The 20,656-nt window shown below is 68.8% G+C and carries 15 protein-coding genes and 1 tRNA gene; 7 read left to right on the top strand and 9 right to left on the bottom strand.

Translation table 11 applies throughout. The features are described from left to right. Positions 1-299, bottom strand: a 299-nt coding sequence (locus tag ABDW61_RS25700; RefSeq protein ID WP_343642859.1) for an alanine--tRNA ligase-related protein, incomplete at its 3' end; no start/stop codon positions are given. A 257-nt stretch (positions 300-556) separates the two neighbouring features. Between ABDW61_RS25700 and ABDW61_RS25695 the strand changes: the two genes are divergently transcribed. After that, the gene (locus ABDW61_RS25695; protein WP_343642861.1) at positions 557-2,035 is read left to right on the top strand and encodes an NAD-dependent succinate-semialdehyde dehydrogenase; all 1,479 of its coding nucleotides are present in this window, start codon (positions 557-559) and stop codon (positions 2,033-2,035) included. Between the two features lie 113 nt (positions 2,036-2,148). Here the strand turns inward: ABDW61_RS25695 and ABDW61_RS25690 are convergent, their stop codons facing one another. Further along, positions 2,149-4,287: a glycoside hydrolase family 19 protein gene (locus tag ABDW61_RS25690; protein WP_343642857.1), complete on the bottom strand. Its 2,139-nt coding sequence runs from the start codon at positions 4,285-4,287 to the stop codon at positions 2,149-2,151. A 110-nt stretch (positions 4,288-4,397) separates the two neighbouring features. After that, positions 4,398-5,294: a LysR substrate-binding domain-containing protein gene (locus ABDW61_RS25685; protein ID WP_343642855.1), complete on the bottom strand. Its 897-nt coding sequence runs from the start codon at positions 5,292-5,294 to the stop codon at positions 4,398-4,400. Positions 5,295-5,424: 130 nt separating this feature from the next. Here ABDW61_RS25685 and ABDW61_RS25680 point away from each other — a divergent pair, with 130 nt between their 5' ends. Continuing rightward, positions 5,425-6,633, top strand: a complete 1,209-nt coding sequence (locus ABDW61_RS25680; RefSeq protein WP_343642854.1) for an MFS transporter — start codon at positions 5,425-5,427, stop codon at positions 6,631-6,633. A gap of 30 nt (positions 6,634-6,663) precedes the next feature. On the opposite strand, the gene ABDW61_RS25675 is transcribed toward ABDW61_RS25680, so the two are convergent. Together ABDW61_RS25675 and ABDW61_RS25670 are read right to left on the bottom strand one after the other, a co-directional pair. Beyond that, positions 6,664-7,044 (bottom strand): tautomerase family protein, encoded by a 381-nt coding sequence (locus tag ABDW61_RS25675; RefSeq protein WP_343642853.1) that lies wholly within the window; start codon positions 7,042-7,044, stop codon positions 6,664-6,666. Between the two features lie 116 nt (positions 7,045-7,160). Further along, positions 7,161-7,805, bottom strand: coding sequence for a DUF1810 family protein (locus tag ABDW61_RS25670; RefSeq protein WP_343642852.1), 645 nt, complete (start codon positions 7,803-7,805; stop codon positions 7,161-7,163). Positions 7,806-7,956: 151 nt separating this feature from the next. Here ABDW61_RS25670 and ABDW61_RS25665 point away from each other — a divergent pair. Then, positions 7,957-8,031 (top strand) — tRNA-Gly (locus ABDW61_RS25665). A gap of 165 nt (positions 8,032-8,196) precedes the next feature. After that, positions 8,197-9,114, top strand: coding sequence for an aspartyl/asparaginyl beta-hydroxylase domain-containing protein (locus ABDW61_RS25660; protein ID WP_343642851.1), 918 nt, complete (start codon positions 8,197-8,199; stop codon positions 9,112-9,114). A gap of 78 nt (positions 9,115-9,192) precedes the next feature. Here ABDW61_RS25660 and ABDW61_RS25655 read toward each other — a convergent pair whose 3' ends face one another. Then, positions 9,193-10,062: a class III extradiol ring-cleavage dioxygenase gene (locus ABDW61_RS25655; RefSeq protein ID WP_343642850.1), complete on the bottom strand. Its 870-nt coding sequence runs from the start codon at positions 10,060-10,062 to the stop codon at positions 9,193-9,195. Between the two features lie 247 nt (positions 10,063-10,309). Here ABDW61_RS25655 and ABDW61_RS25650 point away from each other — a divergent pair, with 247 nt between their 5' ends. After that, on the top strand, positions 10,310-12,802 hold the full coding sequence (locus ABDW61_RS25650; RefSeq protein WP_343642849.1) for an FtsX-like permease family protein: 2,493 nt from the start codon (positions 10,310-10,312) through the stop codon (positions 12,800-12,802). Here ABDW61_RS25650 and folD read toward each other — a convergent pair whose 3' ends face one another. The 3 genes from folD to ABDW61_RS25635 all read right to left on the bottom strand — a co-directional run bounded on the left by folD (position 12,803) and on the right by ABDW61_RS25635 (position 16,969). Further along, positions 12,803-13,660 carry a bifunctional methylenetetrahydrofolate dehydrogenase/methenyltetrahydrofolate cyclohydrolase FolD gene (folD, locus tag ABDW61_RS25645; RefSeq protein WP_343642848.1) on the bottom strand — a complete coding sequence of 286 codons (858 nt, stop codon included), beginning with the start codon at positions 13,658-13,660 and terminating at the stop codon, positions 12,803-12,805. A 67-nt stretch (positions 13,661-13,727) separates the two neighbouring features. After that, the gene (locus ABDW61_RS25640) at positions 13,728-14,363 is read right to left on the bottom strand and encodes a response regulator transcription factor (protein WP_343642846.1); all 636 of its coding nucleotides are present in this window, start codon (positions 14,361-14,363) and stop codon (positions 13,728-13,730) included. After that, complete coding sequence (locus ABDW61_RS25635) at positions 14,360-16,969, bottom strand: PAS domain S-box protein (RefSeq protein WP_343642845.1); 2,610 nt, start codon at positions 16,967-16,969, stop codon at positions 14,360-14,362. Before ABDW61_RS25635 ends, ABDW61_RS25640 begins: the two co-directional genes overlap by 4 nt. 348 nt (positions 16,970-17,317) lie before the next feature. Between ABDW61_RS25635 and aceE the strand changes: the two genes are divergently transcribed. Continuing rightward, entirely contained in the window at positions 17,318-20,023 is a 2,706-nt protein-coding gene (gene aceE, locus ABDW61_RS25630; RefSeq protein WP_343642844.1) for a pyruvate dehydrogenase (acetyl-transferring), homodimeric type, read from the top strand. Between the two features lie 128 nt (positions 20,024-20,151). Next, on the top strand, positions 20,152-20,656 hold a 505-nt coding region (locus ABDW61_RS25625), incomplete at its 3' end, for a biotin/lipoyl-containing protein (RefSeq protein ID WP_343642843.1).

Here is a 20,656-nt window from a genome sequence, read left to right as displayed (position 1 = left end):
TAGTCGCCGAAGCTGAAGTTGCCCAGCATCTCGAAGAAGGTGTGGTGGCGCGCGGTGTAGCCGACGTTGTCCAGGTCGTTGTGCTTGCCGCCGGCGCGGATGCACTTCTGCGCGGTCGTGGCGCGGGAGTACGAGCGCTTGTCGAAGCCCAGGAACACGTCCTTGAACTGGTTCATCCCGGCGTTGGTGAACAGCAGCGTCGGGTCGTCGCCGGGCACGACCGGGCTCGATGCGACGATCTGGTGGCCCTTGGACTCGAAGAACTTCAGGAAGGTGTTGCGGATCTCAGCGGCTTTCATGCCTGTCCTTTGCTTGATGGGCCTGGCGGTGCGGTGTGGCGCAGACGATGCTGCGACATGAATCCGTTTGTGAATCAGTTTGTGTCTGCGCGGGCGCGCGCTTTGCCGCAGAGCCGGGGCCAAGCGCTTGATTTCGCGAAGCTTTCGATTATAGGGAGCCGAGCCCGTTGACGCGGCGTTGACATGGCGGCCGGGACGGCGCGGCTAGGATGCCGGCCTTCCCCGGACAGAGACACGGAGCACGGAACATGGCGACGATGGACACGAAGACCTCCCCGCTGGCGCAGCTCAAGGACCCGAGCCTGCTCAAGACCGACGCGCTGATCAATGGCGAATGGGTCGGCGGCGCGAGCCGTTTCGACGTCGACGATCCGGCCACCGGCGCGCTGCTGACGCACGTGGCCAACCTGGGCGCGTCCGAAGCCGACGCGGCGGTGACGGCCGCCAACGCCGCCTGGCCGGCCTGGCGGGCGAAGACCGCCAAGGAGCGGGCCGCGATCCTGATGCGCTGGTACCACCTGCTGATCCAGCACGCCGACGACCTGGCGCGCATCTTGACGGCGGAGCAGGGCAAGCCGCTGGCCGAGGCGCGCGGCGAGATCGTCTACGGGGCGAGCTTCGTGGAGTGGTTCGCCGAGGAGGCCAAGCGCCTGCGCGGCGAGACGGTGCCCACCACCGACGCGACCAAGCGCTACCTGGTGATCAAGCAGCCGGTGGGCGTGTGCGCGGCCATCACGCCGTGGAATTTCCCGCTCGCGATGATCACGCGCAAGGTCGCGCCGGCGCTGGCGGCCGGCTGCCCGGTGGTGATCAAGCCGGCCGAGCAGACGCCGCTGACCGCGCTGGCCGCGGCGGAGTTGGCGCAGCGCGCCGGCATGCCGGCGGGGGTGCTCAACGTGGTCACCGGCGACGGCGAGCGCTCGGTCGCCATCGGCGAGGTGCTGTGCAAGAGCGACGTGGTGAGGCACCTGTCGTTCACCGGCTCGACCGAGGTCGGCCGGATCCTGATGGCGCAGTGCGCGCCGACGATCAAGAAGCTGTCGCTGGAGCTGGGCGGCAACGCGCCGTTCCTGGTGTTCGACGACGCCGATCTGGACAGCGCGGTCGAGGGCGCCATCGCCAGCAAGTACCGCAACGCCGGCCAGACCTGCGTGTGCGCGAACCGGCTCTACGTGCAGGCGGGCGTGTACGACGCCTTCGTGGCGAAGCTGTCGGAGAAGGTGGGCGCGCTGAAGGTGGGCAACGGCTTCGAGGCCGGCGTGACGCAGGGGCCGCTGATCGAGGATGCGGCGATCGAGAAGGTCGAGCGCCATGTCGCCGACGCGGTCGAGAAGGGCGCGAAGGTGCTGGTGGGCGGCGCGCGGCTGCATGACCGCTTCTTCCAGCCGACGGTGCTGTCGGAGGCGACGTCCGAGATGCTGTGCGCGCGCGAGGAGACCTTCGGCCCGGTCGCGCCGGTGTTTCGCTTCAACACGGAGGCCGAGGGCATCGCGCTGGCCAACGCGACCGAGTTCGGTCTGGCGAGCTACTTCTACAGCCGCGACATCGGGCGGATCACGCGGGTGTCGGAAGGGCTGGAGTACGGCATGGTGGGCATCAACACGGGGCTGATCTCGACGGCGGAGGTGCCGTTCGGCGGCGTCAAGCAGTCGGGCCTGGGCCGCGAGGGCGGGCATCAGGGCATCGACGAGTACGTCGAGACCAAGTACCTGTGCATCGCCGATCTGCATCGATGAGCCCGCATGACGCGGGCGGCCGGAAGAACGCCCCGCGCGGAGTGTTCTCCAAGGGCCGCTTGACGCCCCGTGAGGCCCGCCTCAGCGGGTGATCGGCGGGCCTCAATGGGTGATCAGCGGGTGATGCTGACGTCCGGGAACTGCGCCTTCACGCAGGCGGCATAGTCGCCGGCGACCAGGGCCGAATGGGGCGTCTGATAGCCCACCAGCTTGCAGGCGTAGCTCTTGCCGCCCGGGCGGTCGGCGTACCAGCCGTCGTCACGCTCCCAGTAGATCGGCGTCGCGCCGGCGCCGCCTTCGTCGAACTGCTTCATGCCCTTGCAGCCGAGCACCTCGTCGGCGGGGACTGCGATGCCGAAGTAGGACGCGAAGGACTTGTAGTAGCTGATGCGGTTGAGGGATTGCGCCACCTCGACGGAGCCGCCGCATTCGACGCCCCCGTTGATGATCTGCGTCGTGACGCCGAAGCCGGGCTTGAGGCCATTGGCCAGGTCGCGCGCGTTGGGTTGCCAGGTGCCGTCGACGACGAACATCATCGGCGGCTTGGGCGGCTGCGGGTACATGTAGAAGAACACGGCGCTGGCCAGGTTGAGCCAGGTGTCGGCGACCAGCTCCGGCTTGTCCAGCAACGGGCGCACCGACCCGTACATGGCCATCGAGAACGGGCCGTAGTTGTAGTTGTAGGAGAGCTGCTTGGCGCCGCGGCCGAAATAGCTCTTGAACGTGCCGTCGCCGAACTGGCCGCAGGGCCAGGTCTTTCCCTGCCAGGTGCTGGGCGCGCATTCGGCGTTGTAGCCGCCGCGCTGGCCTTCGCTCCAACCCATCTCGCGCACCCAGACCAGGGCCTGGCGCCATTCGGCCTCGGGCCGCCAGGACTCGTGGCCGCCGGTCTCCTGCGCGAAGTGCGCGAACATCGTGGCCATGGTCTTGCGGCAGATGGCGTCGGCATCGCGGCCGTCGCTGTAGTCGCGGCAGACGGCGGGGAACTTGGCGATGGCGCGCAGGAAGCCGGTGTAGGTGTACTCCTTGGCGCGCAGCGGGAAGAGGTAGTCCCAGTTGGCGCTGGTCAGCAGCCGCTCGACGCGGCGGACGTTGGCGGGGTTGGCCGCACGCGCCGGCACGACGGCTTCCACCGCGTCGTTGGGCAAGGTCGCGATCGCGCGCTTGATCGAGGCGATCACGGGCGAGCTGGTGAGCCGCGCTTCGGTGGCCGCCAGTTCAGCCGCGGTCAGCGTCGGGCCGGAGGCGGTCGTGCTGGCGCCGCCCGCGTTGCCGCTGGGGGCGGCATGGCCGCCGCTGTTGCTTGAGGGCGTCGAGCCCGAGGCGCCGCCGCCGGAGGAGACGGAGGACGTGGCGGGCGGGGTGGGCGTGGCGATGGTGCCGGCGCTCGCTGGCGATGATTCGAACTTGATCGTGAACGTCTTGCTGGCCACGGCCGCGTTGGCGGCGTTGTAGAGCGTGACGGAGGCGGTCGCGCTGGAGGCTGCGGGGAGCAGCTTCTCAGGGAGGCGGAACAGGCCCTTGCTGGCCTGGCCGGCGATGACCGCGAGTCCGTTGCCGGCGGCATCGAGCGCGAGCGGCGACGCCGTGGCGCCGGTGCGCGGGACGCAGCCCGCGTCCTGGTTGGCGATGCGGTAGCAGGCCTTGCTGGCGTCCGCGCTGCCCCACCAGATGTCCCAGGCGATCGTGGCGGCGCGGCGTGGCTGGGCTGCATTCAGCGTGTTCCAGTCCGGAATGATGTCCGGGCTGGCAGAGACGGGCGCAGGCGTCTGAGGCGTCTGCGGTGCCGGGGAGGCCGGCGCCGGCGTCGTGAACGTCATCGTGAAGGATTTGCTCTCCACCAGGCTGCCGCTGGCGCCATAGAGCGAGAGCGTGACGGGCGCGCTGTCGGATGACGGGGTCTTGGCCGCGGGAATCCTGAACAGCCCCTTGGTGGCTTGGCCGGGGGTGGAGCCCAGTCCGTTCCCATTGGCGTCGAGGGCGAGCGGCGAGGCCGTCGTGCCCGTGCGGGCGACGCAGCCCAGAGGCTGGTTGGCGAGCTGATAGCAGGCCTTGTCGTAGCTGCCGCTGCCCCACCAGATGTCCCAGGCGATGACGGCGGCGCCGCGCGGCTGGGCGGCGTTGAGGGTTTCCCAGCTGGGCGTGATGGTGGCGGCGGTGGCCGTGCCCAGCAGCGGCGCGCCGAGCGCGGCCAGGAGGGCGGCCCGGAACGCCGGGCGCCAGGCGGTGAAGGGAGAGGGATGGAGCGGCATGTCGGGTACCGTGTTGTTCGGACGGCCCCCTAGTGCGTCCGCCTGGCGTTTGTGCACGACTCAAACAGAAAATTGCAGCGGCGTTTCATGGCTCCCGCGGCTCAGGCGGCTCAGGCGGCGAGCTTCGCCATCTCGGCGGCCAGGTAGTCCAGGAAGCAACTGATGCGCGAGGCCAGCGCGGTGTTGCGGTAGTAGACCGCGTGGACCGGCTGGCGCGTATCGACGGTGTGGGACGCGAGCACCTGCACCAGCGCGCCGTCCGCGCGATCGCGCGCCGTCATGAAGTCGGACAGCGAGACGAGCCCCTGGCCGGCCAGCGCGAGCTGGCGCAGCGTCTCGCCGCTGGAGGCGCTGAGCGCGGCGGTGATGGGATAGCCCTCGCCGCCGGCCCAGCGCAGGGGCCAGGTGTTCAGGCTCTCCGGCGCGGTGAAGCCGAGCAGCGCGTGCCGGGCGAGCGACTCGACCTTCGTGGGCCGGCCGTGCTCGGCGAGATAAGCGGGGCTGGCCAGCACGCGCAGCCGGAAGCTGCCCAGCGGCCGTGCGTGCAGCGAGGAATCGGCCAGCGTGCCGATGCGCAGCGCGACGTCGGTGCGCTGCTCCAGCAGATCGATGATCTGGTCGCTGCTGTTGAGCTCGAGCTCTATCTGTGGAAAGCGTGCGCGGAAGCCGCCGATCAGCGGCACCAGCACGTGGAGCATGAACGGCGAGGCCGCGTTCACGCGCAGCCGTCCGGCGGGCTGGTCGCGGCGCAGCGCGAGCTGCTCCTCGGCGTCCTCGACGGCGGCGAGCACCTTGCGTGCGCGGGCGAGGAAGAACTGGCCCTCCTCGGTGAGTTCCAGCCGGCGCGTGGAGCGGCGCATCAGCGTCGTGCCGAGCTTGTGTTCGAGGCGGCTCAGCGAGCGGCTGACGGCCGAGACGGTCTGCCCGAGCTGGTCGGCCGCCGCGCTGATCGAGCCCGCATCGACGATGGCGGCGAGGACGGCGAGTTCATCGAGGGAGCTTTTCATCGGCGATGATTGTCTAGATATTTGCGTTTTGTTCAATAATCATTTGGTCAATCAAGGCTTTTTCTGAAAGCGGCGAATCCGCACACTGGCGGCCATTCGTTCACCTCCCTCTGCTTTCAGGAGCCTCAACATGCCGATCGCCCTGTGGGCGCTGACCGTCAGCGCCTTCGCCATCGGGACCACGGAATTCGTCATCGTGGGCCTGATCCCGACCATGGCCGCCAGCCTCGGCGTCAGCCTGCCGTCCGCGGGCCTGCTGGTCTCGCTGTATGCGCTGGGCGTGGCCATCGGCGCGCCGGTGCTGACCGCGCTCTCCGGCCGCTGGCCGCGCAAGCGGTTGCTGCTCGCGCTGATGCTGCTGTTCACCGCCGGCAATCTGCTCGCGTGGCTCGCCCCGGGTTATGGCGCGCTGGTCGTCGCGCGCGTGCTGACCGGCCTGGCGCATGGCGTGTTCTTCTCTATCGGCTCGACCATCGCCACCAGCCTGGTCCCGCGCGAGAAGGCCGCGTCCGCGATCGCCACGATGTTCTCCGGCCTGACCGTCGCGCTCGTGACCGGTGTGCCGCTGGGCACCTTCGTCGGCCAGCACTTCGGCTGGCGCGCGACCTTCCTCGCCGTCGCCGCGCTGGGCCTGATCGCCTTTGTCGCCAGCCTGGTCTTCGTGCCGCGCAAGCTCGCCCAGCCTGCGCCGGCGAGCCTGCGCCACCAGCTCGAGCCGCTGCGCCAGCCGCGCCTGCTGCTGGTCTACGCGATGACGGCGGTGGGCTATGGCGGCTCGTTCATCGCCTTCACCTACCTCGCGCCCATCCTCCAGCAGGTCAGCGGCATCTCCGCCAATGGCGTCAGCTTGGTGCTGCTGGTCTACGGCGTCTCGGTCGCCGCCGGCAACGTGTGGGGCGGAAAGCTCGCCGACCGCCGCGGCCCCGTCGGCGCGCTCAAGCGCATCTTCCTGGGCCTGGCCGCCGTGCTCTTCGTGCTGAGCGTCACCGCCCATTCCCCGGCCGCCGCGGTGCTGACGGTGCTCGCCTGGGGCGCCTTCGCCTTCGGCAACGTGCCGGGGCTGCAGCTCTACGTCGTCCAGCAGGCCGAGGCCCATGCGCCCAAGGCCGTCGATGTGGCCTCGGGCCTGAACATCGCCGCGTTCAACCTGGGCATCGCCGGCGGCGCCTGGGGCGGCGGGCTGATCGTCGAGCGCCTGGGCCTGATGCACACGCCCTGGATCGGCGCGATCGTGGTGCTTGGCGCCTTCGCGCTCACCGCGCTGGCCGGCCGCCTCGACCGCCGTTTCCCGCTGCCCCGGCGCGCGCCCGGCGCGGCGCCGATGGCCGTCGGCCACTGACCCCCATCGCCGAGAGCAGCGGCCGCGCGCTCAGGCGTAGGGCGCCTGGCCCAGTCCCATCGACCAGTTCTCCTTGGGCACCTCGACCAGGCTGACGAAAACGTCCTCGGGCCGCACGCCCGGATGCTCGCCGAGCGTCTTCGTGATGGCCGCATACAGCGCCTTCTTCTGCTCCAGCGAGCGGGTGTTGTTGGCGGTGATGCGGATGATCACCAGGTCGTCGCTGCGCGGGATGCCGAGGTAGGAGCCGCCGTTGCGGAAGTTGGCGGCGTCGTGCTCGGTCAGCGTCATGAACTCGTCGCCCTCGGGCACGTTGAAGGTCTCGCGCATGGCGCGGTAGATGCCGTCGAGCAGCGCCTGACGATAGGGCGCGTCCTTGCCGGCGCGCAGATGGACTTGGACCAGAGGCATGAACGGACTCCTGACGCCAGAACGGCGAGTGATGGAGACCCGACCTTATCCGAGCGCGCCCGATGGGACGTCCGTCACGGTCGCGCGCCGCCATCGCTGGTCAGCGGTGACGGTGATCACCCGCGGGGCATGCCCAAGCGCGCGCGGCGCCAACCGTCCACGCATTGCTCGGTCCATGAATGGGCCTCGCCTTTGAAGAAGCGCTGTTGCACCTGGTCGAGCTTCTTCCGCAACTCAACGTCGCTCCCGGCGGCCCCGCGAAACAGCGTCACGCAGGCGTGCAGCTTCTGCGCGTCGACGTCTCCGAAGATGTCGTTCGCCGAGCGATCGGCATTGGACGGCAGCAGCAGCGCCTCCAGGCATTGGATGAGGTTGTGCCTGAGCCCGGGGTCGCGCAGGAAGTCCCGGGCGTGGTCCAGCGACTGGATGGCGTCGTGCTTCGAGGTCTTGCTGACGCCGAGCCCGGGCGGCTGCGGAAAGACGAACCACATCCAGTGGGACGTCTTCTTCCCCGAGCGCAGTTCCTTAAGCACTTGGGTCATTTGTCTTGCGTTCTGTGCCTTCAGGAATCGCTGGACATCGGGCAACTCACGGCGTGCGCCGCGAATCCCCCAGGAGGGGCTCCGCGATCGGTGGAACCAGCGGTTCAGCAGTGCGGAGATGAAGTTGCCCCTGCGGGCTTCGGCGCTGTCGGGAGCCAGGACGCGCCGGCTTTGAAACAGAGAGGGGAAGCAACTGGTGAACAGCCTGGAAATCGGCATGGAAACTCCCGCAGAACGAGTGGGGCGAGTGCGAAGCCAGCTCGCGGGGGTTCAGCGGTTCCAGCATCTGCTCGTCCAACTGGCCGCCACGCGCACGTGCTGACGGACTGGTCCGGCGCCGCCTTCGCTTGAGCCATAATCCGCTCCCATTGCGGGCGTCGTATAACGGCTATTACCTTGGCTTCCCAAGCCAATGACGAGGGTTCGACTCCCTTCGCCCGCTCCAGAATCCTGATTCCGGCCGCAGAAACCCCCGTCACCGCGGCGGGATTCGGCTGGATCTCCACCGGATGGGTGGATGTCGCCCTCGCGTGGGGGGCTTGGCGATCTGGGCGGTGTCGCGCGTGTTCGATCACCGATAATCCGCGCCTCGTCTTCTGGAGCCCCGCACATGGCCGATTGGCTGCCGCCCACGCGTTACTGGGTGCTGGCGATCTTCATCGCCTCGGCGCTGTATGCCCATTTCCGCGGCCGCGTCCGCTTCAAGCTGGCCCGTGCCCTGACCGACTTCACCGTGCTGATCTCGCCGATCAACGCGGTCATGTACCTGTTCTCCCGCGCCCCGTCCACGCCCTATCTGAAAACCGCCGACTTCCCCGAGCTGGCGCTGCTGCGCGACAACTGGCAGGTGATCCGCGACGAGGCCCTCAAGCTCAACGACGAGGGCTACATCAAGGCCGCCTCGGGCTACAACGACATCGGCTTCAACTCGTTCTTCCGCACCGGCTGGAAGCGCTTCTACTTGAAGTGGTACGACCGGGACATGGACTCGGCCAACGCGCTGTGCCCCCAGACGGTGGAGCTGCTCAAGCGCATTCCGGGCGTGAAGGCGGCGATGTTCGCGTCGCTGCCGCCCGGCGCGAAGCTGGTACGCCACCGCGATCCGTACGCGGGCTCGCTGCGCTACCACCTCGGCCTGACCACGCCCAACGATCCGGGCTGCTACATCGAGGTCGACGGCCAGCGCTACCACTGGAAGGACGGCGAGGACGTGATGTTCGACGAGACCTTCATCCACTACGCCGAGAACACCACGACGCATCAGCGCGTGATCCTGTTCTGCGACGTCGAGCGGCCGGTGTATTTCGCGCCGATCCGCTGGCTGAACCGGGCCTTCGGCAAGCTGGTGATGACCTCGGCCGCGACACAGAACCTGGAGAGCGAGCCCATTGGCGGGCTCAACAAGTTCTTCTATCACGCATACAAGGTGCGCCTGTTCTTCAAGGCGTTCAAGGCGAGATCGCGCACCGGCTACTACGTCGTCAAGTGGGCGCTGATCCTGGGGATCCTGGCCGCGATCTTCCTGTGAGCGGCCGCCCCGCGGGCGACCCCTTGGCGGGCGGCCTCCTGGCGGGCGGCTGAGCACCGCCTGGCCATCCGGCGTCCTTCACTGCGCTTGTGGCATCGCTTGGGGCATCTCCTGTTGCAGCGCCTGTTGCAGCGCCTGCCCCTGCGGCCCGAACGCGTACGCGTCCATGCCCAGACAGCCAAAGGTGACGCCGTCGTGCACGCGCACTGGCGCCGCGGCATGACCGCCCGCGCCGGCGGCGACGAACCACGGCAGCAGATGCTCGTCGGTCGGGTGCATCAGCACCGCATGCGGCGCCCGCGCGCGATAGGCCGCGAGCGCGGCCCAGTCGCGCTCGGCCGAGCGCTGCGCGAACCAGTCGCGGAAGGCCGCTGATTCGGGCATCTCCGGCGAGTCCTCGGCGACACGGGCGCCCGAGGCGCCGGGGCGCATCAGCAGGCGCAGGTTGTGGGTGATGCTTCCCGTGCCGAGGATCAGCACGCCATCGCGCGACAGATCCTCCAGCCGGTCCCCCAGCGCCATCAACTGGCCGGGCGAGGCTTGCGGCGTCAGCGCCAGCGGCACGACCGGCACGCTGGCATCCGGGTACAGGAAGCGCAGCGCGGTCCAGATGCCGTGATCCAGTCCACCATGATCGAGCACGGGCACGCCCAGCGATTCGCCGAGCGCCGCCGCCAGCGCGGGTTCGCCGGGGGCGTCGTAGCGCAGCTGGTACAGCGGCGGCGGGAAGCCGCCGAAGTCGTACACCGCCTGGTGGCGGTCGGCGCCCAGCAGCACCGGCTCGCGCGCCGTCGTGTGCGCGGACACCGCCAGCACGGCCCGCGGCCGGCCCCAGTGGGCGTCCAGCGTCCGGCCCAGCCGCTGCAGGAAGGCGCCGGTGTCGCCGGGCTCCAGCGCGATCATTGGCGAGCCGTGCGACACGAACAGGGGAGGGAAATGCGTGTTCATGGCGGCCATTGAACGCCCGATGACTTCCCGCATCGTCTAAACCGGTTGCACGGACTGTTCAAGCCAATTGCATGAGCACATCCCGTCATCAGCGCGCGGGCATGCGGTTCGCTACAGTCCGCGCATGAGCGCGCACCCGTCTTCCCCGTCCTCCTCGTCTGTTCCGCCGCCGAGCAGCCCGGCGGCCTCGTCTCCGGCTCCTTCCAGCTCTCCCTCCTCGCGCCGTCCGCCGTCGCTGTGGCGGCAGATGGCGCTGCAGACCTGGCGCGACTTCCGCGCCGGCGAGCTCCACCTGCTGGTGCTGGCCTTGATGCTGGCGGTCGCCGCCGTGTGCGCGGTGGCCTTCCTGTCCGACCGCCTCGATCAAGGGCTGCGGCGCGACGCGGCCCAACTGCTGGGCGGTGACGCGGTGGTCGCCAGCGACCAGCCGACCCCGGCACCCGTGCGTGAACTCGCCCGCCAGCTGCACCTGCGCAACGTCGACACGCTGAACTTCCCGAGCATGGCGCGCGCCAGCGAGGATCAGGGCGGCGGCAGCCGATTGGTCGCCGTCAAGGCGGTTGGCGCGGAATACCCGCTGCGCGGCGCGCTGACGCTCAAGGACGGCCGCCAGGTCGCCGCGCCGGCGCCGGGCACGGTGTGGGTGGACACGGGCGTGCTCAGCGCGCTCGGGCTCAAGGTCGGCGATCCGCTGCTGCTGGGCGACGCGACGCTGAAGATCGCCGGCGAGATCTCGAACGAGCCCGACCGCGGCGCCGGCTTCCTGAACTTCGCGCCGCGCGTGATGCTCGCGCAATCCGACATCGCCGCCACGGCGCTGATCCAGCCGGCCAGCCGCATCACCTACCGCTTCGCGGTGATCGGGCCGGAGGCGGCGGTGCAGCAGTTCAACGCGCGGGCCCGGCAGCAGATGAAGGACGCGAACTGGCGCGGCGTGCGGCTCGAGTCGCTCGAGACCGGCCGCCCCGAGATGCGCCAGACGCTGGACCGCGCGACCAAGTTCCTGAACCTGGTGGCGCTGCTGGCCGCGCTGCTGGCGGCGATCGCGGTGGCGCTGGCGGCGCGGGAGTTCGCGAACCGTCATCTGGATGACTGCGCGATGCTGCGCGTGCTTGGCCAGCCGCAGCGGCGCCTGGCCTGGGTGTTCACGCTGGAGTTCGCCACCGTCGGCCTGCTCGCGAGCGCGGCCGGCGTGCTGCTGGGGTTCCTGCTGCATTTCGGTTTCATCGCGATGCTGGCGGGGCTGATCGAGGTCAACCTGCCGGCGCCCGGCGTCTGGCCGGTCCTGCTCGGACTGGGCATGGGCATGAGCCTGCTGCTGGGCTTCGGGCTGCCGCCGGTGTTGCAGCTCGCGGCGGTGCCGCCGCTGCGGGTGATCCGGCGTGAACTGGGCCGGCCCAAGCTGGGCTCGATCGCGGTGCTGTTGGCCGGGGTGCTGGGTTTCGCGGCGGTGCTGACGGCGCTGTCCGCGGACTGGCGCTTGGGCCTGGTGGCCACTGGAGGGTTCGCGGTCGCGCTGGGTGTGTTCGCGCTGCTGGCGTATGGCGCGGTGCTCGCGCTGCGGCGCCTGGTGCCGCAGGCCGGCGCGCCGCGCTGGCTGCTGCTCGCGACCCGCCAGGTCGCCGCGCGTCCGGCCTTCGCGGTGCTGCAGGTGGGCTCGCTGTCGCTGGGGCTGCTGGCGCTGGCGCTGCTGGTGCTGATGCGCACCGACCTGATCGAGAGCTGGCGCGCCGCGACGCCCGCCAACGCGCCGGATCGCTTCGTCATCAACATCCAGCCGGAGCAGGGCGAGGGCTTCCGTGCCGCCCTGGAGAAGGCGGGGGTCAAGGACTACGACTGGTATCCGATGATCCGCGGCCGCCTGGTGGCGATCAACGGCGAGGCCGTGCGCGCCAGCCGCTTCACCGAGGAGCGCGCGCAGCGCCTGGTGGAGCGCGAGTTCAACCTCAGCCACAGCGCCGAACTTCCATCGCACAACCAGCTCGCGGGCGGCAAGTGGACGCCGGAGGACAAGGACGGCGTCAGCGTCGAACAGGGGCTCGCGCAGCAACTGGGGCTCAAGCTCGGCGACTCGGTGCGCTTCGACATCGCGGGGGTGATGGTGGAATCGAAGATCACCTCGCTGCGCAAGGTCGACTGGGGCTCGATGCGGGTCAACTTCTTCGTGCTGTACCCGCGCGCGGCGATGCCGGAGTTGCCGGTGAGCTACATCTCGGCCTACCGCTCGCCGCAAGGGCAGGGCGGGGCGGCGGCGCTCGATCGCAAGCTGGTCAACGAGTTTCCGAACCTGACGCTGATCGATGTCTCGGCCGAGCTGCAGCAGATCCAGCAGGTGCTGGAGCAGGTGATCATGGCCGTGCAGCTGCTGTTCGCGGTGGCGCTGGCGCTGGGCGTGGTCGTGCTGCTGGTGGCGGCGGTGGGGTCACGCGATGCGCGCACGAGAGAGTTCGCGCTGATGCGGGCTTTCGGCGCATCGAGCGCGCTGATGGCGGCGGTGCAGCGGGCGGAACTGCTCGGGCTGGGGGCGCTGGCGGGCCTGCTCGCGGGCCTGGCCGCGCAGGCGCTGGGCTGGGCGCTGACGCATTACGCGTTCGAATTCGAATGGCAGTTCAAGCCCGGCGTGCTGATCGGCACGACCATCGGCGGCGCGGTGCTGGCGCAACTCGCCGGCTGGTGGGCACTGCGCGGCGTGCTGCAGCGCCCGGTCGTGCAGACGCTGCGCGAGGCGGATACGAACTGATCAGCGCGCCGCAGCGGCGCGCTCGGCCGATTCGATGGTGTTGACCAGCAGCATCGTGATCGTCATCGGTCCGACGCCGCCCGGCACCGGCGTGATCCAGCCGGCCACTTCCTTCACGCCGTCGAAATCCACGTCGCCGCACAGCTTGCCTTCCTCGGTGCGGTTCATCCCCACGTCGAGCACGACCGCTCCCGGCTTGACCATGTCCGCCGTCAGCACCTTGCGCTTGCCCACCGCGGCCACGACGATGTCCGCCTGGCGCGTGAAGTGCGCCAGATCCGGCGTCGCGCTGTGGCACACCGTCACCGTCGCATTGGCCTGCAGCAGCAGCATCGCCATCGGCTTGCCGACGATGTTGCTGCGCCCGATCACCACGGCGTGCTTGCCCTTGATGTCGTAGCCGATGAACTCCAGCATCTTCATGCAGCCGTACGGCGTGCAGGGCTTGAAGCCCTCCTGGCCGACCATCAGCGCACCCGCGCTGGCCACGTGGAAGCCGTCAACGTCCTTCTCCGGCGCGATCGCCTCGATCACCTTGTGCGCGTCGATGCCCTTGGGCAGTGGCAGCTGCACCAGGATGCCGTGGATCGCCGGATCGTTGTTCAGCGCGTCCACGCGCGCCAGCAGCTCCGCCTCGGTCATCGTCTCGGCGTACTTCTCCAGCACCGAGTGCATGCCGGCGTCCTCGCAGGCCTTGACCTTGTTGCGCACGTAGACCTGGCTCGCCGGGTTCTCGCCGACCAGCACCACGGCCAGGCCGGGCTTCACGCCTCGCGCGGTCAGCGCGGCGGCGCGCTTCGCGACCTCGGCGCGCAGTTGCTTGGACAGGGCGTTGCCGTCGATCAGTTGGGCGGTCATGGGGGGACTCCGGAACTCAGAAATGAAAGAGGCCGCACAGGGCGGCCTCGGGGCATGCGGGGAGAGATCAGCCAGCCTTGGCGGCCGGCGCCGACGCGCCCAGCGCGATCTTCAGCAGATCGGCCACGGTGTTGGCGTTGAGCTTCTCCATGATGTTGGCGCGGTGCGCCTCCACCGTCTTGATGCTGATGCCGAGGTCGTCGGCGATCTGCTTGTTCAGGCGGCCGGCGACGATGCGCTCCAGCACCTGGGCCTCGCGCGTCGTCAGGCGTGACAGCAGCGCATCGCGGCTGGCCGCTTCCTGCTGCGTCGCGAAGGCGCCGCGCGCCTGGTCCAGCATGCGCTCGACCAGGGACAGCAGCTCTTCTTCCTTGAACGGCTTCTCGATGAAGTCGACCGCGCCCTTCTTCATCGTCTGCACCGCCATCGGCACGTCGCCGTGACCGGTGATGAAGACGATGGGCAGCGGGCTCTTGCGCTCGATCAGCTTGTCCTGCAGGTCCAGCCCGCTCATGCCTTCCATGCGGATGTCGGCGATCAGGCAGGCCACCTCGCGCGGGTCGTAGCGGCTCAGGAAGCTCTCGGCGGAGTCGTAGCACTTGACCCGGTAGTCCTTGCCTTCCAGCAGCCACTGCAAGGAATCTCTGACTGCCTCGTCATCGTCGACGACGTAGACATTACCCTTCTTCGGAATCAAGCTCATGGTGTTGCTGCGGTGTTGTGAGCAGTGCCCGTCCCCGTGTCGCCGCCCTTGTCGTGGCTGGCGAGATGGGACTCCGGACGTGGAATGTCCACGGGGATCGTGAACGCGAACCGGCACCCGACGATGGACGGGCCATTGTAGAGGTTCTCGGCCCGGATACGCCCCTGGTGCGACTCGATGATGGACCGGCATAACCCTAGGCCGATGCCCAATCCATCGGCCTTCGTGGAGAAGAAGGCCTCGTACATGCGCTCGATGACCTCCACCGGCAGACCCGGTCCCATGTCGGTCACCGAGAACTCGATGTTGGCGCCCAGCTCCGCCGTGTGCTTGGGCACGACGCGCAGCTCGATGTGGCGCCGCGAGGGGGGCAGCGCCGCGTTGTCGATGGCCTCGGCGGCGTTCTTGAGCAGGTTCAGCAGCACCTGCTCGATCAGGATGGGATCGACCCGCATCACCGGCAGCCGCTGCGCGACGTAGGTGTGGATCTGCACGTTGCGCCGGCGCAGCTCGATGCCCGCGAGTTCCACCGCGTCCTCCACGATCGAGGCCGCGAAGGCCGGCTGGCGCTGCGGCTCGCTCTTCTTCACGAAGGCGCGGATGCGATGAATGATCTGGCCCGCGCGCTGCGCCTGCTTGGCCGTCTTCTCCAGCGCGACGATCAGGTCGTCCTTCTGGATGTTGTCGCCGCGCACGCGCGACACCATGCCGTTGCAGTAGTTGGTGATCGCGGTCAGCGGCTGGTTGAGTTCGTGCGCGACGCTCGATGCCATCTCGCCCATCGTGATCAGGCGGCTGGTGACCTGCGCCTTCTCGGCCTGCTGCTGCTGCTGGGCCTCGGCATGGCGGCGCGCGGTGATGTCGGTGGCGATCAGCATCTGCGCCAGGCGGCCGTCGGTCCACTGCAGGTAGCGGGCGCGGACATCGAACCACATGTCCAGCTGCGCGATGAAGACCTCGCGCGAATCGGCGCCGACCTCGGTGAGGTGCTGCGCCGGCAGGCCGCCGTAGTCGTCGACCTCCTCGTCGCTGTCGTAGCCTTCGGCGTAGCCGGCCTCCTTCGCGCTGGTCGCGCCGCCCAGCTGCGAGCCGGCCAGCATCGCGTGCCCCTTGGGATCGGCGCCGAACCACAGCCGGTAGCTGCGGTTGGCGAACAGCAGCTCGCCCTGCTGCACCGACAGCACCGACACCGCCGCGTCCAGGCCTTCCAGCACCGTGGTGAAGCGCTCGTGCGACGCGGACAGCTGGTCGCGCACGCGCTTGGCCTCGGTGATGTTGGTCATCGAGGTCATCCAGCCGCTCTGCTTGCCCTTCGGGTCGATCAGCGGCGAGACATACATGCGGGCGTCGAAGATGCTGCCGTCCTTTCGCATCACCTTGACCTCGGAGCCGCCGGCCGGGCTGCGGCCCTGCATCTCCTGCTGCAGCAGGCGCAGGTTCTCCTCGTAGCGGTCGGGCGGCCAGTAGGGGAAGGGCGGCTTGCGGCCGATCAGCTCCGACTCGGCGAAGCCGGTCATCGCGCAGAACGCCGGGTTGACGTAGCTGATGCGCGTCTCCAGGTCCATCGCGCGCATGCCGGTCAGCATGGAGTTCTCCATCGCGCGCCGGAAGTTGGTCTCGGCGGCGAGCGCGTTCTGCACCTGCGCGCGCCGGCGCATGTGCTTCCAGGTGCCCAGCAGCATCCAGACGGTCAGCACCGACAGCGCCATCACCATCCAGAACAGCGTGTTGGAGATCAGCCCGATCGAGGTCCGGTAGCCCTGGCCGCGCAGCACCAGGCCGGGGGCGGGCGCCATCGGCACCTCGTAGTAGATCGGGGCGCGCGTGACGCGCTTGCCGGGCATTGGCGTGACGGTGCTGGCCACGACCTGCTCGCGCGGATCGAGCACCGCCACCGCGTGGCGCGAGGTCAGCTCGTTGGGCACCGAATAGCGCAGCAGACCCTCGACCGCGTACTCCGCGATGAGCACGCCGGCGAAGCCGCTGCGGTCGCTCAGGGGCAGCTGGATCTGGAAGACGGTGGTGTTGTTGGCGTCGGCGAAGGAGGCCGAGTAGACCCGCGTGCGCCGGTCGCGGGCGGCCTGGAAGGCGCGCTCGGGCTCGCTGTTGGCGTGGCCGTTGGGCATGGACGGGTCGCTGCCCTCAAGCGTCATCAGCGAGTCGGCCTGCTCGCCGATCGCGGCGACGCTGACGCGGCGCTCGCGGCGCGCGTTCAGCCAGGTGATGTGGGTGATCTCGGGCCGGTTGCGCGCGATCGCCATCGCGCGCTGCGTGAACTCGAGGTTGTCGATCGCACGGTTGGCCAGGTCGCGCTGCAGCGGGATGAGCTGGTCCTCGTTGTCGATCAGGCGCGAGCGGATCTGCTGCTGCGCCATCTCGGTGTCGCGCTTGACGGCCTCGGCCTCGCGCTCGATTTCCTCGTTGCGCAGGTACCAGAAGGCCGAGACGATCGCCGCCAGGAACAGCACCACCGACAGCAGCGGCCCCAGCGTCGCGAAGCGGTCCTGCCGCGAGGGGGACTGGCGCCGCCACCATGCCGAGACCAGACGTTTGGCGGGATTCAGGGCACGGCGCGCGAAGCCTTGGACATCGAGGCGGGACAACATGGCCGCGATTATCCCGGGCACACCGGCGCCACCCGGGCGGTGACCGCTCCGGTTATTCCCGATCCGGGCATTCCCGGATCGCATCGTGAAAGACATCCGTCACGGATCGCCACGAAAATCGGCCTCCATATTTCATAATATGGAAATGCATCGCGCTATTTGGAAAATCCAGGGCTTATGCGACACTCCGCCGCCATAGCCCTTCCGCAGGGTGGCGACGCATGCGCGGCCGCTGGTGTTTTCGTAAGCTCGGCCCCTGGGCCCGGGTGCCGCGAAGGCCCGTCGGACGCCGCGCCACAGGCCGCCGCCACGCCCGAAGGCCGTGATTGAGACCAAGGAGACAAGCCCATGTCCGCGCAGCCCCAGTCGTTCCTCGGCGCAGCCGCCAATGACACCGACGCTCTCGAAACCCGGGAATGGCTGGACGCCCTGTCCGCCGTCATCGGCGAGGAAGGGGGCGAGCGCGCCCACTTCCTGCTCGAGACCCTGATCGACCACGCCCGCCAGGCCGGCATCGACGTGCCGTTCTCGGCCAACACGGCCTACGTCAACACCATCCCCGCCGACAAGGAAGAGCGCTTCCCCGGCAACATCGAGATCGAGGAGCGCCTGCGCGCCTTCATGCGCTGGAACGCGATGGCGATGGTGGTGCGCGCCAACCGCCTGCATCCGGAGGACGGTGGCGACCTGGGCGGCCACATCTCCAGCTTCGCCTCGCTGGCGACGATGCTGGGCTGCGGGTTCAACCACTTCTGGCACGGTGACGATGGCGTGCACGGCGGCGACCTGCTGTACATCCAGGGCCACAGCGCGCCCGGCATCTACGCCCGCGCCTTCCTGGAAGGCCGCATCACCGAGGAGCAGCTGAACAACTTCCGCCAGGAAGTCGACGGCAAGGGCCTGTCGAGCTACCCGCACCCGAAGCTGATGCCGGAGTTCTGGCAGTTCCCGACGGTGTCCATGGGCCTGGGTCCGCTGATGGCGATCTACCAGGCGCGCTTCCTGAAGTACCTGCACGCCCGCGGCATCGCCGACACCTCCAAGCGCAAGGTCTGGGTCTTCCTGGGCGACGGCGAGATGGACGAGCCCGAATCGCTGGGCGCCATCGGCCTGGCCGCGCGCGAGAAGCTGGACAACCTGATCTTCGTCGTCAACTGCAACCTGCAGCGGCTGGACGGCCCGGTGCGCGGCAACGGCAAGATCATCCAGGAGCTGGAGAGCGAATTCCGCGGCGCCGGCTGGAACGTGATCAAGCTGATCTGGGGCTCGTACTGGGATCCGCTGCTCGCGCGCGACAAGCAGGAGTTGCTGCGCAAGGTCATGATGGAGACGCTGGACGGCGACTACCAGGCCTACAAGGCCAATGACGGCGCGTTCGTGCGCAAGCATTTCTTCGGCAAGCACCCCGAACTGCTGAAGATGGTGGAGAGCATGTCCGACGAGGACATCTGGCGCCTGAACCGCGGCGGCCACGACCCGCAGAAGGTCTACGCGGCGTACCACAAGGCGGTGAACACCGTCGGCCAGCCGACCGTCATGCTGATCAAGACCGTCAAGGGCTACGGCATGGGCAAGATCGGCGAGGGCAAGAACACCGCGCACCAGACCAAGAAGCTGCAGGACGAGGACATCAAGGCCTTCCGCGACCGCTTCAACATTCCCATCCCGGACAGCGAGCTGGCGAAGATCCCGTTCTACAAGCCGGCCGACGACACCCCCGAGATGCAGTACCTGCAGCAGCGTCGTCAGGCGCTGGGCGGCTACCTGCCCAAGCGCCGCCCGCAGGCCGACGAGTCGCTGAAGGTGCCGGACCTGGCCACCTTCCAGGCTGTGCTGGACCCGACCGCCGAGGGCCGCGAGATCTCGACCACCCAGGCCTACGTCCGCTTCCTGACCACGCTGCTGCGCGACAAGGAACTGGGCCCGCGCACCGTGCCCATCCTGGTCGACGAGGCGCGCACCTTCGGCATGGAAGGCCTGTTCCGCCAGATCGGCATCTACAACCCCGCGGGTCAGAACTACACGCCGGTCGACAAGGACCAGGTCATGTACTACCGCGAGGACAAGGCCGGCCAGATCCTGCAGGAAGGCATCAACGAGGCGGGCGGCATGGCCAGCTGGATCGCCGCGGCGACGTCGTACTCGACGAACAACCGCGTGATGATCCCGTTCTACGTCTACTACTCGATGTTCGGCTTCCAGCGCATCGGCGACCTGGCCTGGGCCGCCGGCGACATGCAGGCGCGCGGCTTCCTGCTGGGCGGCACCTCGGGCCGCACGACGCTGAACGGCGAAGGCCTGCAGCACGAGGACGGCCACAGCCACATCCTGGCCGGCACCATTCCGAACTGCATCAGCTACGACCCGACCTTCGCGCACGAGGTGGCGGTGATCCTGCACTCGGGCCTGAAGCGCATGGTCGAGAACCAGGAGAACGTCTACTTCTACCTGACGCTGCTCAACGAGAACTACCCGATGCCCGGCCTGAAGGCCGGCACCGAGGAGCAGATCCTCAAGGGCATGTACCTGCTGGAGGACGCCGCGGCCCACCCGCTGACGGTGAACCTGCTCGGCTCGGGCACCATCCTGCGCGAAAGCCAGGCCGCCAAGAAGCTGCTCGAAGCCGACTGGGGCGTGGGCGCGAACGTCTGGTCCTGCCCCAGCTTCAACGAGCTGGCCCGCGACGGACAGAACGCCGAGCGCTGGAACCTGCTGCACCCGACCGAGCTGGCCTGCGTGCCGTTCGTGACGCAGCAGCTGAGCAAGGTGCAGGGCCCGGTGATCGCGTCGACCGACTACATGAAGAACTACGCCGAGCAGATCCGCGCCTTCATCCCGGCCGGCCGCTCGTACAAGGTGCTCGGTACCGACGGTTTCGGCCGCAGCGATTTCCGCTCCAAGCTGCGCGAGCACTTCGAGATCAACCGCCACTACATCGTCGTGGCCGCGCTCAAGAGCCTGGCCGACGAAGGCAAGATCCCGCAGGCCAAGGTCGCCGAGGCCATCAAGAAGTACGGCATCAACGTCGACAAGATCAACCCGCTGTACGCGTGAGCACGGCCCACCCCCTACCGGCTTCGCCGGCCCCCTCAAGGGGGCGAGCCCGACGGCCTGGCGAAGCCAGTTCCGTGGGCTCCGCTGGGTAAGCCAGCCGGTTCAGTCAATTTCTGGAGACACCCAATATGGCATTGGTGGAAGTCAAGGTTCCCGACATCGGGGACTTCAAGGACGTCGCGATCATCGAGCTGCTGGTCAAGCCCGGCGACACGGTGAAGGCTGAGCAAAGCCTGGTCACGGTCGAGTCCGACAAGGCTTCGATGGAGATCCCGTCCTCGGCGGCGGGCGTCGTCAAGGAAGTGAAGGTCAAGCTCGGCGACAAGCTGAACGAAGGCGACCTGATCGTCGTGCTGGAAAGCGATGCCGCCGCGGCCCCCGCGCCGGCCGCTGCCGTGCCGGCTTCTGCGCCGGCTCCCGCGGCCGCCGCCCCGGCGCCGCAGGCCGCGCCCGCTCCAGCCCCCGCGGCCGCAGCCGCCCCGGCCGCATCGGCCGGTCCGGTCGACATCGTCGTGCCGGACATCGGCGACTTCGACGAGGTCGCGGTGATCGAGGTGCTGGTCAAGGTCGGCGACACGGTGAAGACCGAGCAGAGCCTGATCACCGTCGAATCCGACAAGGCCTCGATGGAGA

The organism is Roseateles sp. (assembly GCF_039595595.1).
In the GTDB taxonomy this organism is placed as follows: domain Bacteria; phylum Pseudomonadota; class Gammaproteobacteria; order Burkholderiales; family Burkholderiaceae_C; genus Roseateles.
Note: the sequence above shows the minus strand (reverse complement) of the source record. Positions and strands in the feature narration are given on the sequence as shown.

Excerpts from the sequence above, each read along its gene's own strand:
- ABDW61_RS25695 (WP_343642861.1), top strand. The coding sequence starts at position 557 with ATGGACACGAAGACCTCCCCGCTGGCGCAGCTCAAGGACCCGAGCCTG.
- ABDW61_RS25690 (WP_343642857.1), bottom strand. The coding sequence starts at position 4,287 with ATGCCGCTCCATCCCTCTCCCTTCACCGCCTGGCGCCCGGCGTTCCGG.
- ABDW61_RS25685 (WP_343642855.1), bottom strand. The coding sequence starts at position 5,294 with ATGAAAAGCTCCCTCGATGAACTCGCCGTCCTCGCCGCCATCGTCGAT.
- ABDW61_RS25680 (WP_343642854.1), top strand. The coding sequence starts at position 5,425 with ATGCCGATCGCCCTGTGGGCGCTGACCGTCAGCGCCTTCGCCATCGGG.
- ABDW61_RS25675 (WP_343642853.1), bottom strand. The coding sequence starts at position 7,044 with ATGCCTCTGGTCCAAGTCCATCTGCGCGCCGGCAAGGACGCGCCCTAT.
- ABDW61_RS25670 (WP_343642852.1), bottom strand. The coding sequence starts at position 7,805 with ATGCCGATTTCCAGGCTGTTCACCAGTTGCTTCCCCTCTCTGTTTCAA.
- ABDW61_RS25660 (WP_343642851.1), top strand. The coding sequence starts at position 8,197 with ATGGCCGATTGGCTGCCGCCCACGCGTTACTGGGTGCTGGCGATCTTC.
- ABDW61_RS25655 (WP_343642850.1), bottom strand. The coding sequence starts at position 10,062 with ATGAACACGCATTTCCCTCCCCTGTTCGTGTCGCACGGCTCGCCAATG.
- ABDW61_RS25650 (WP_343642849.1), top strand. The coding sequence starts at position 10,310 with ATGGCGCTGCAGACCTGGCGCGACTTCCGCGCCGGCGAGCTCCACCTG.
- folD (WP_343642848.1), bottom strand. The coding sequence starts at position 13,660 with ATGACCGCCCAACTGATCGACGGCAACGCCCTGTCCAAGCAACTGCGC.
- ABDW61_RS25640 (WP_343642846.1), bottom strand. The coding sequence starts at position 14,363 with ATGAGCTTGATTCCGAAGAAGGGTAATGTCTACGTCGTCGACGATGAC.
- ABDW61_RS25635 (WP_343642845.1), bottom strand. The coding sequence starts at position 16,969 with ATGTTGTCCCGCCTCGATGTCCAAGGCTTCGCGCGCCGTGCCCTGAAT.
- aceE (WP_343642844.1), top strand. The coding sequence starts at position 17,318 with ATGTCCGCGCAGCCCCAGTCGTTCCTCGGCGCAGCCGCCAATGACACC.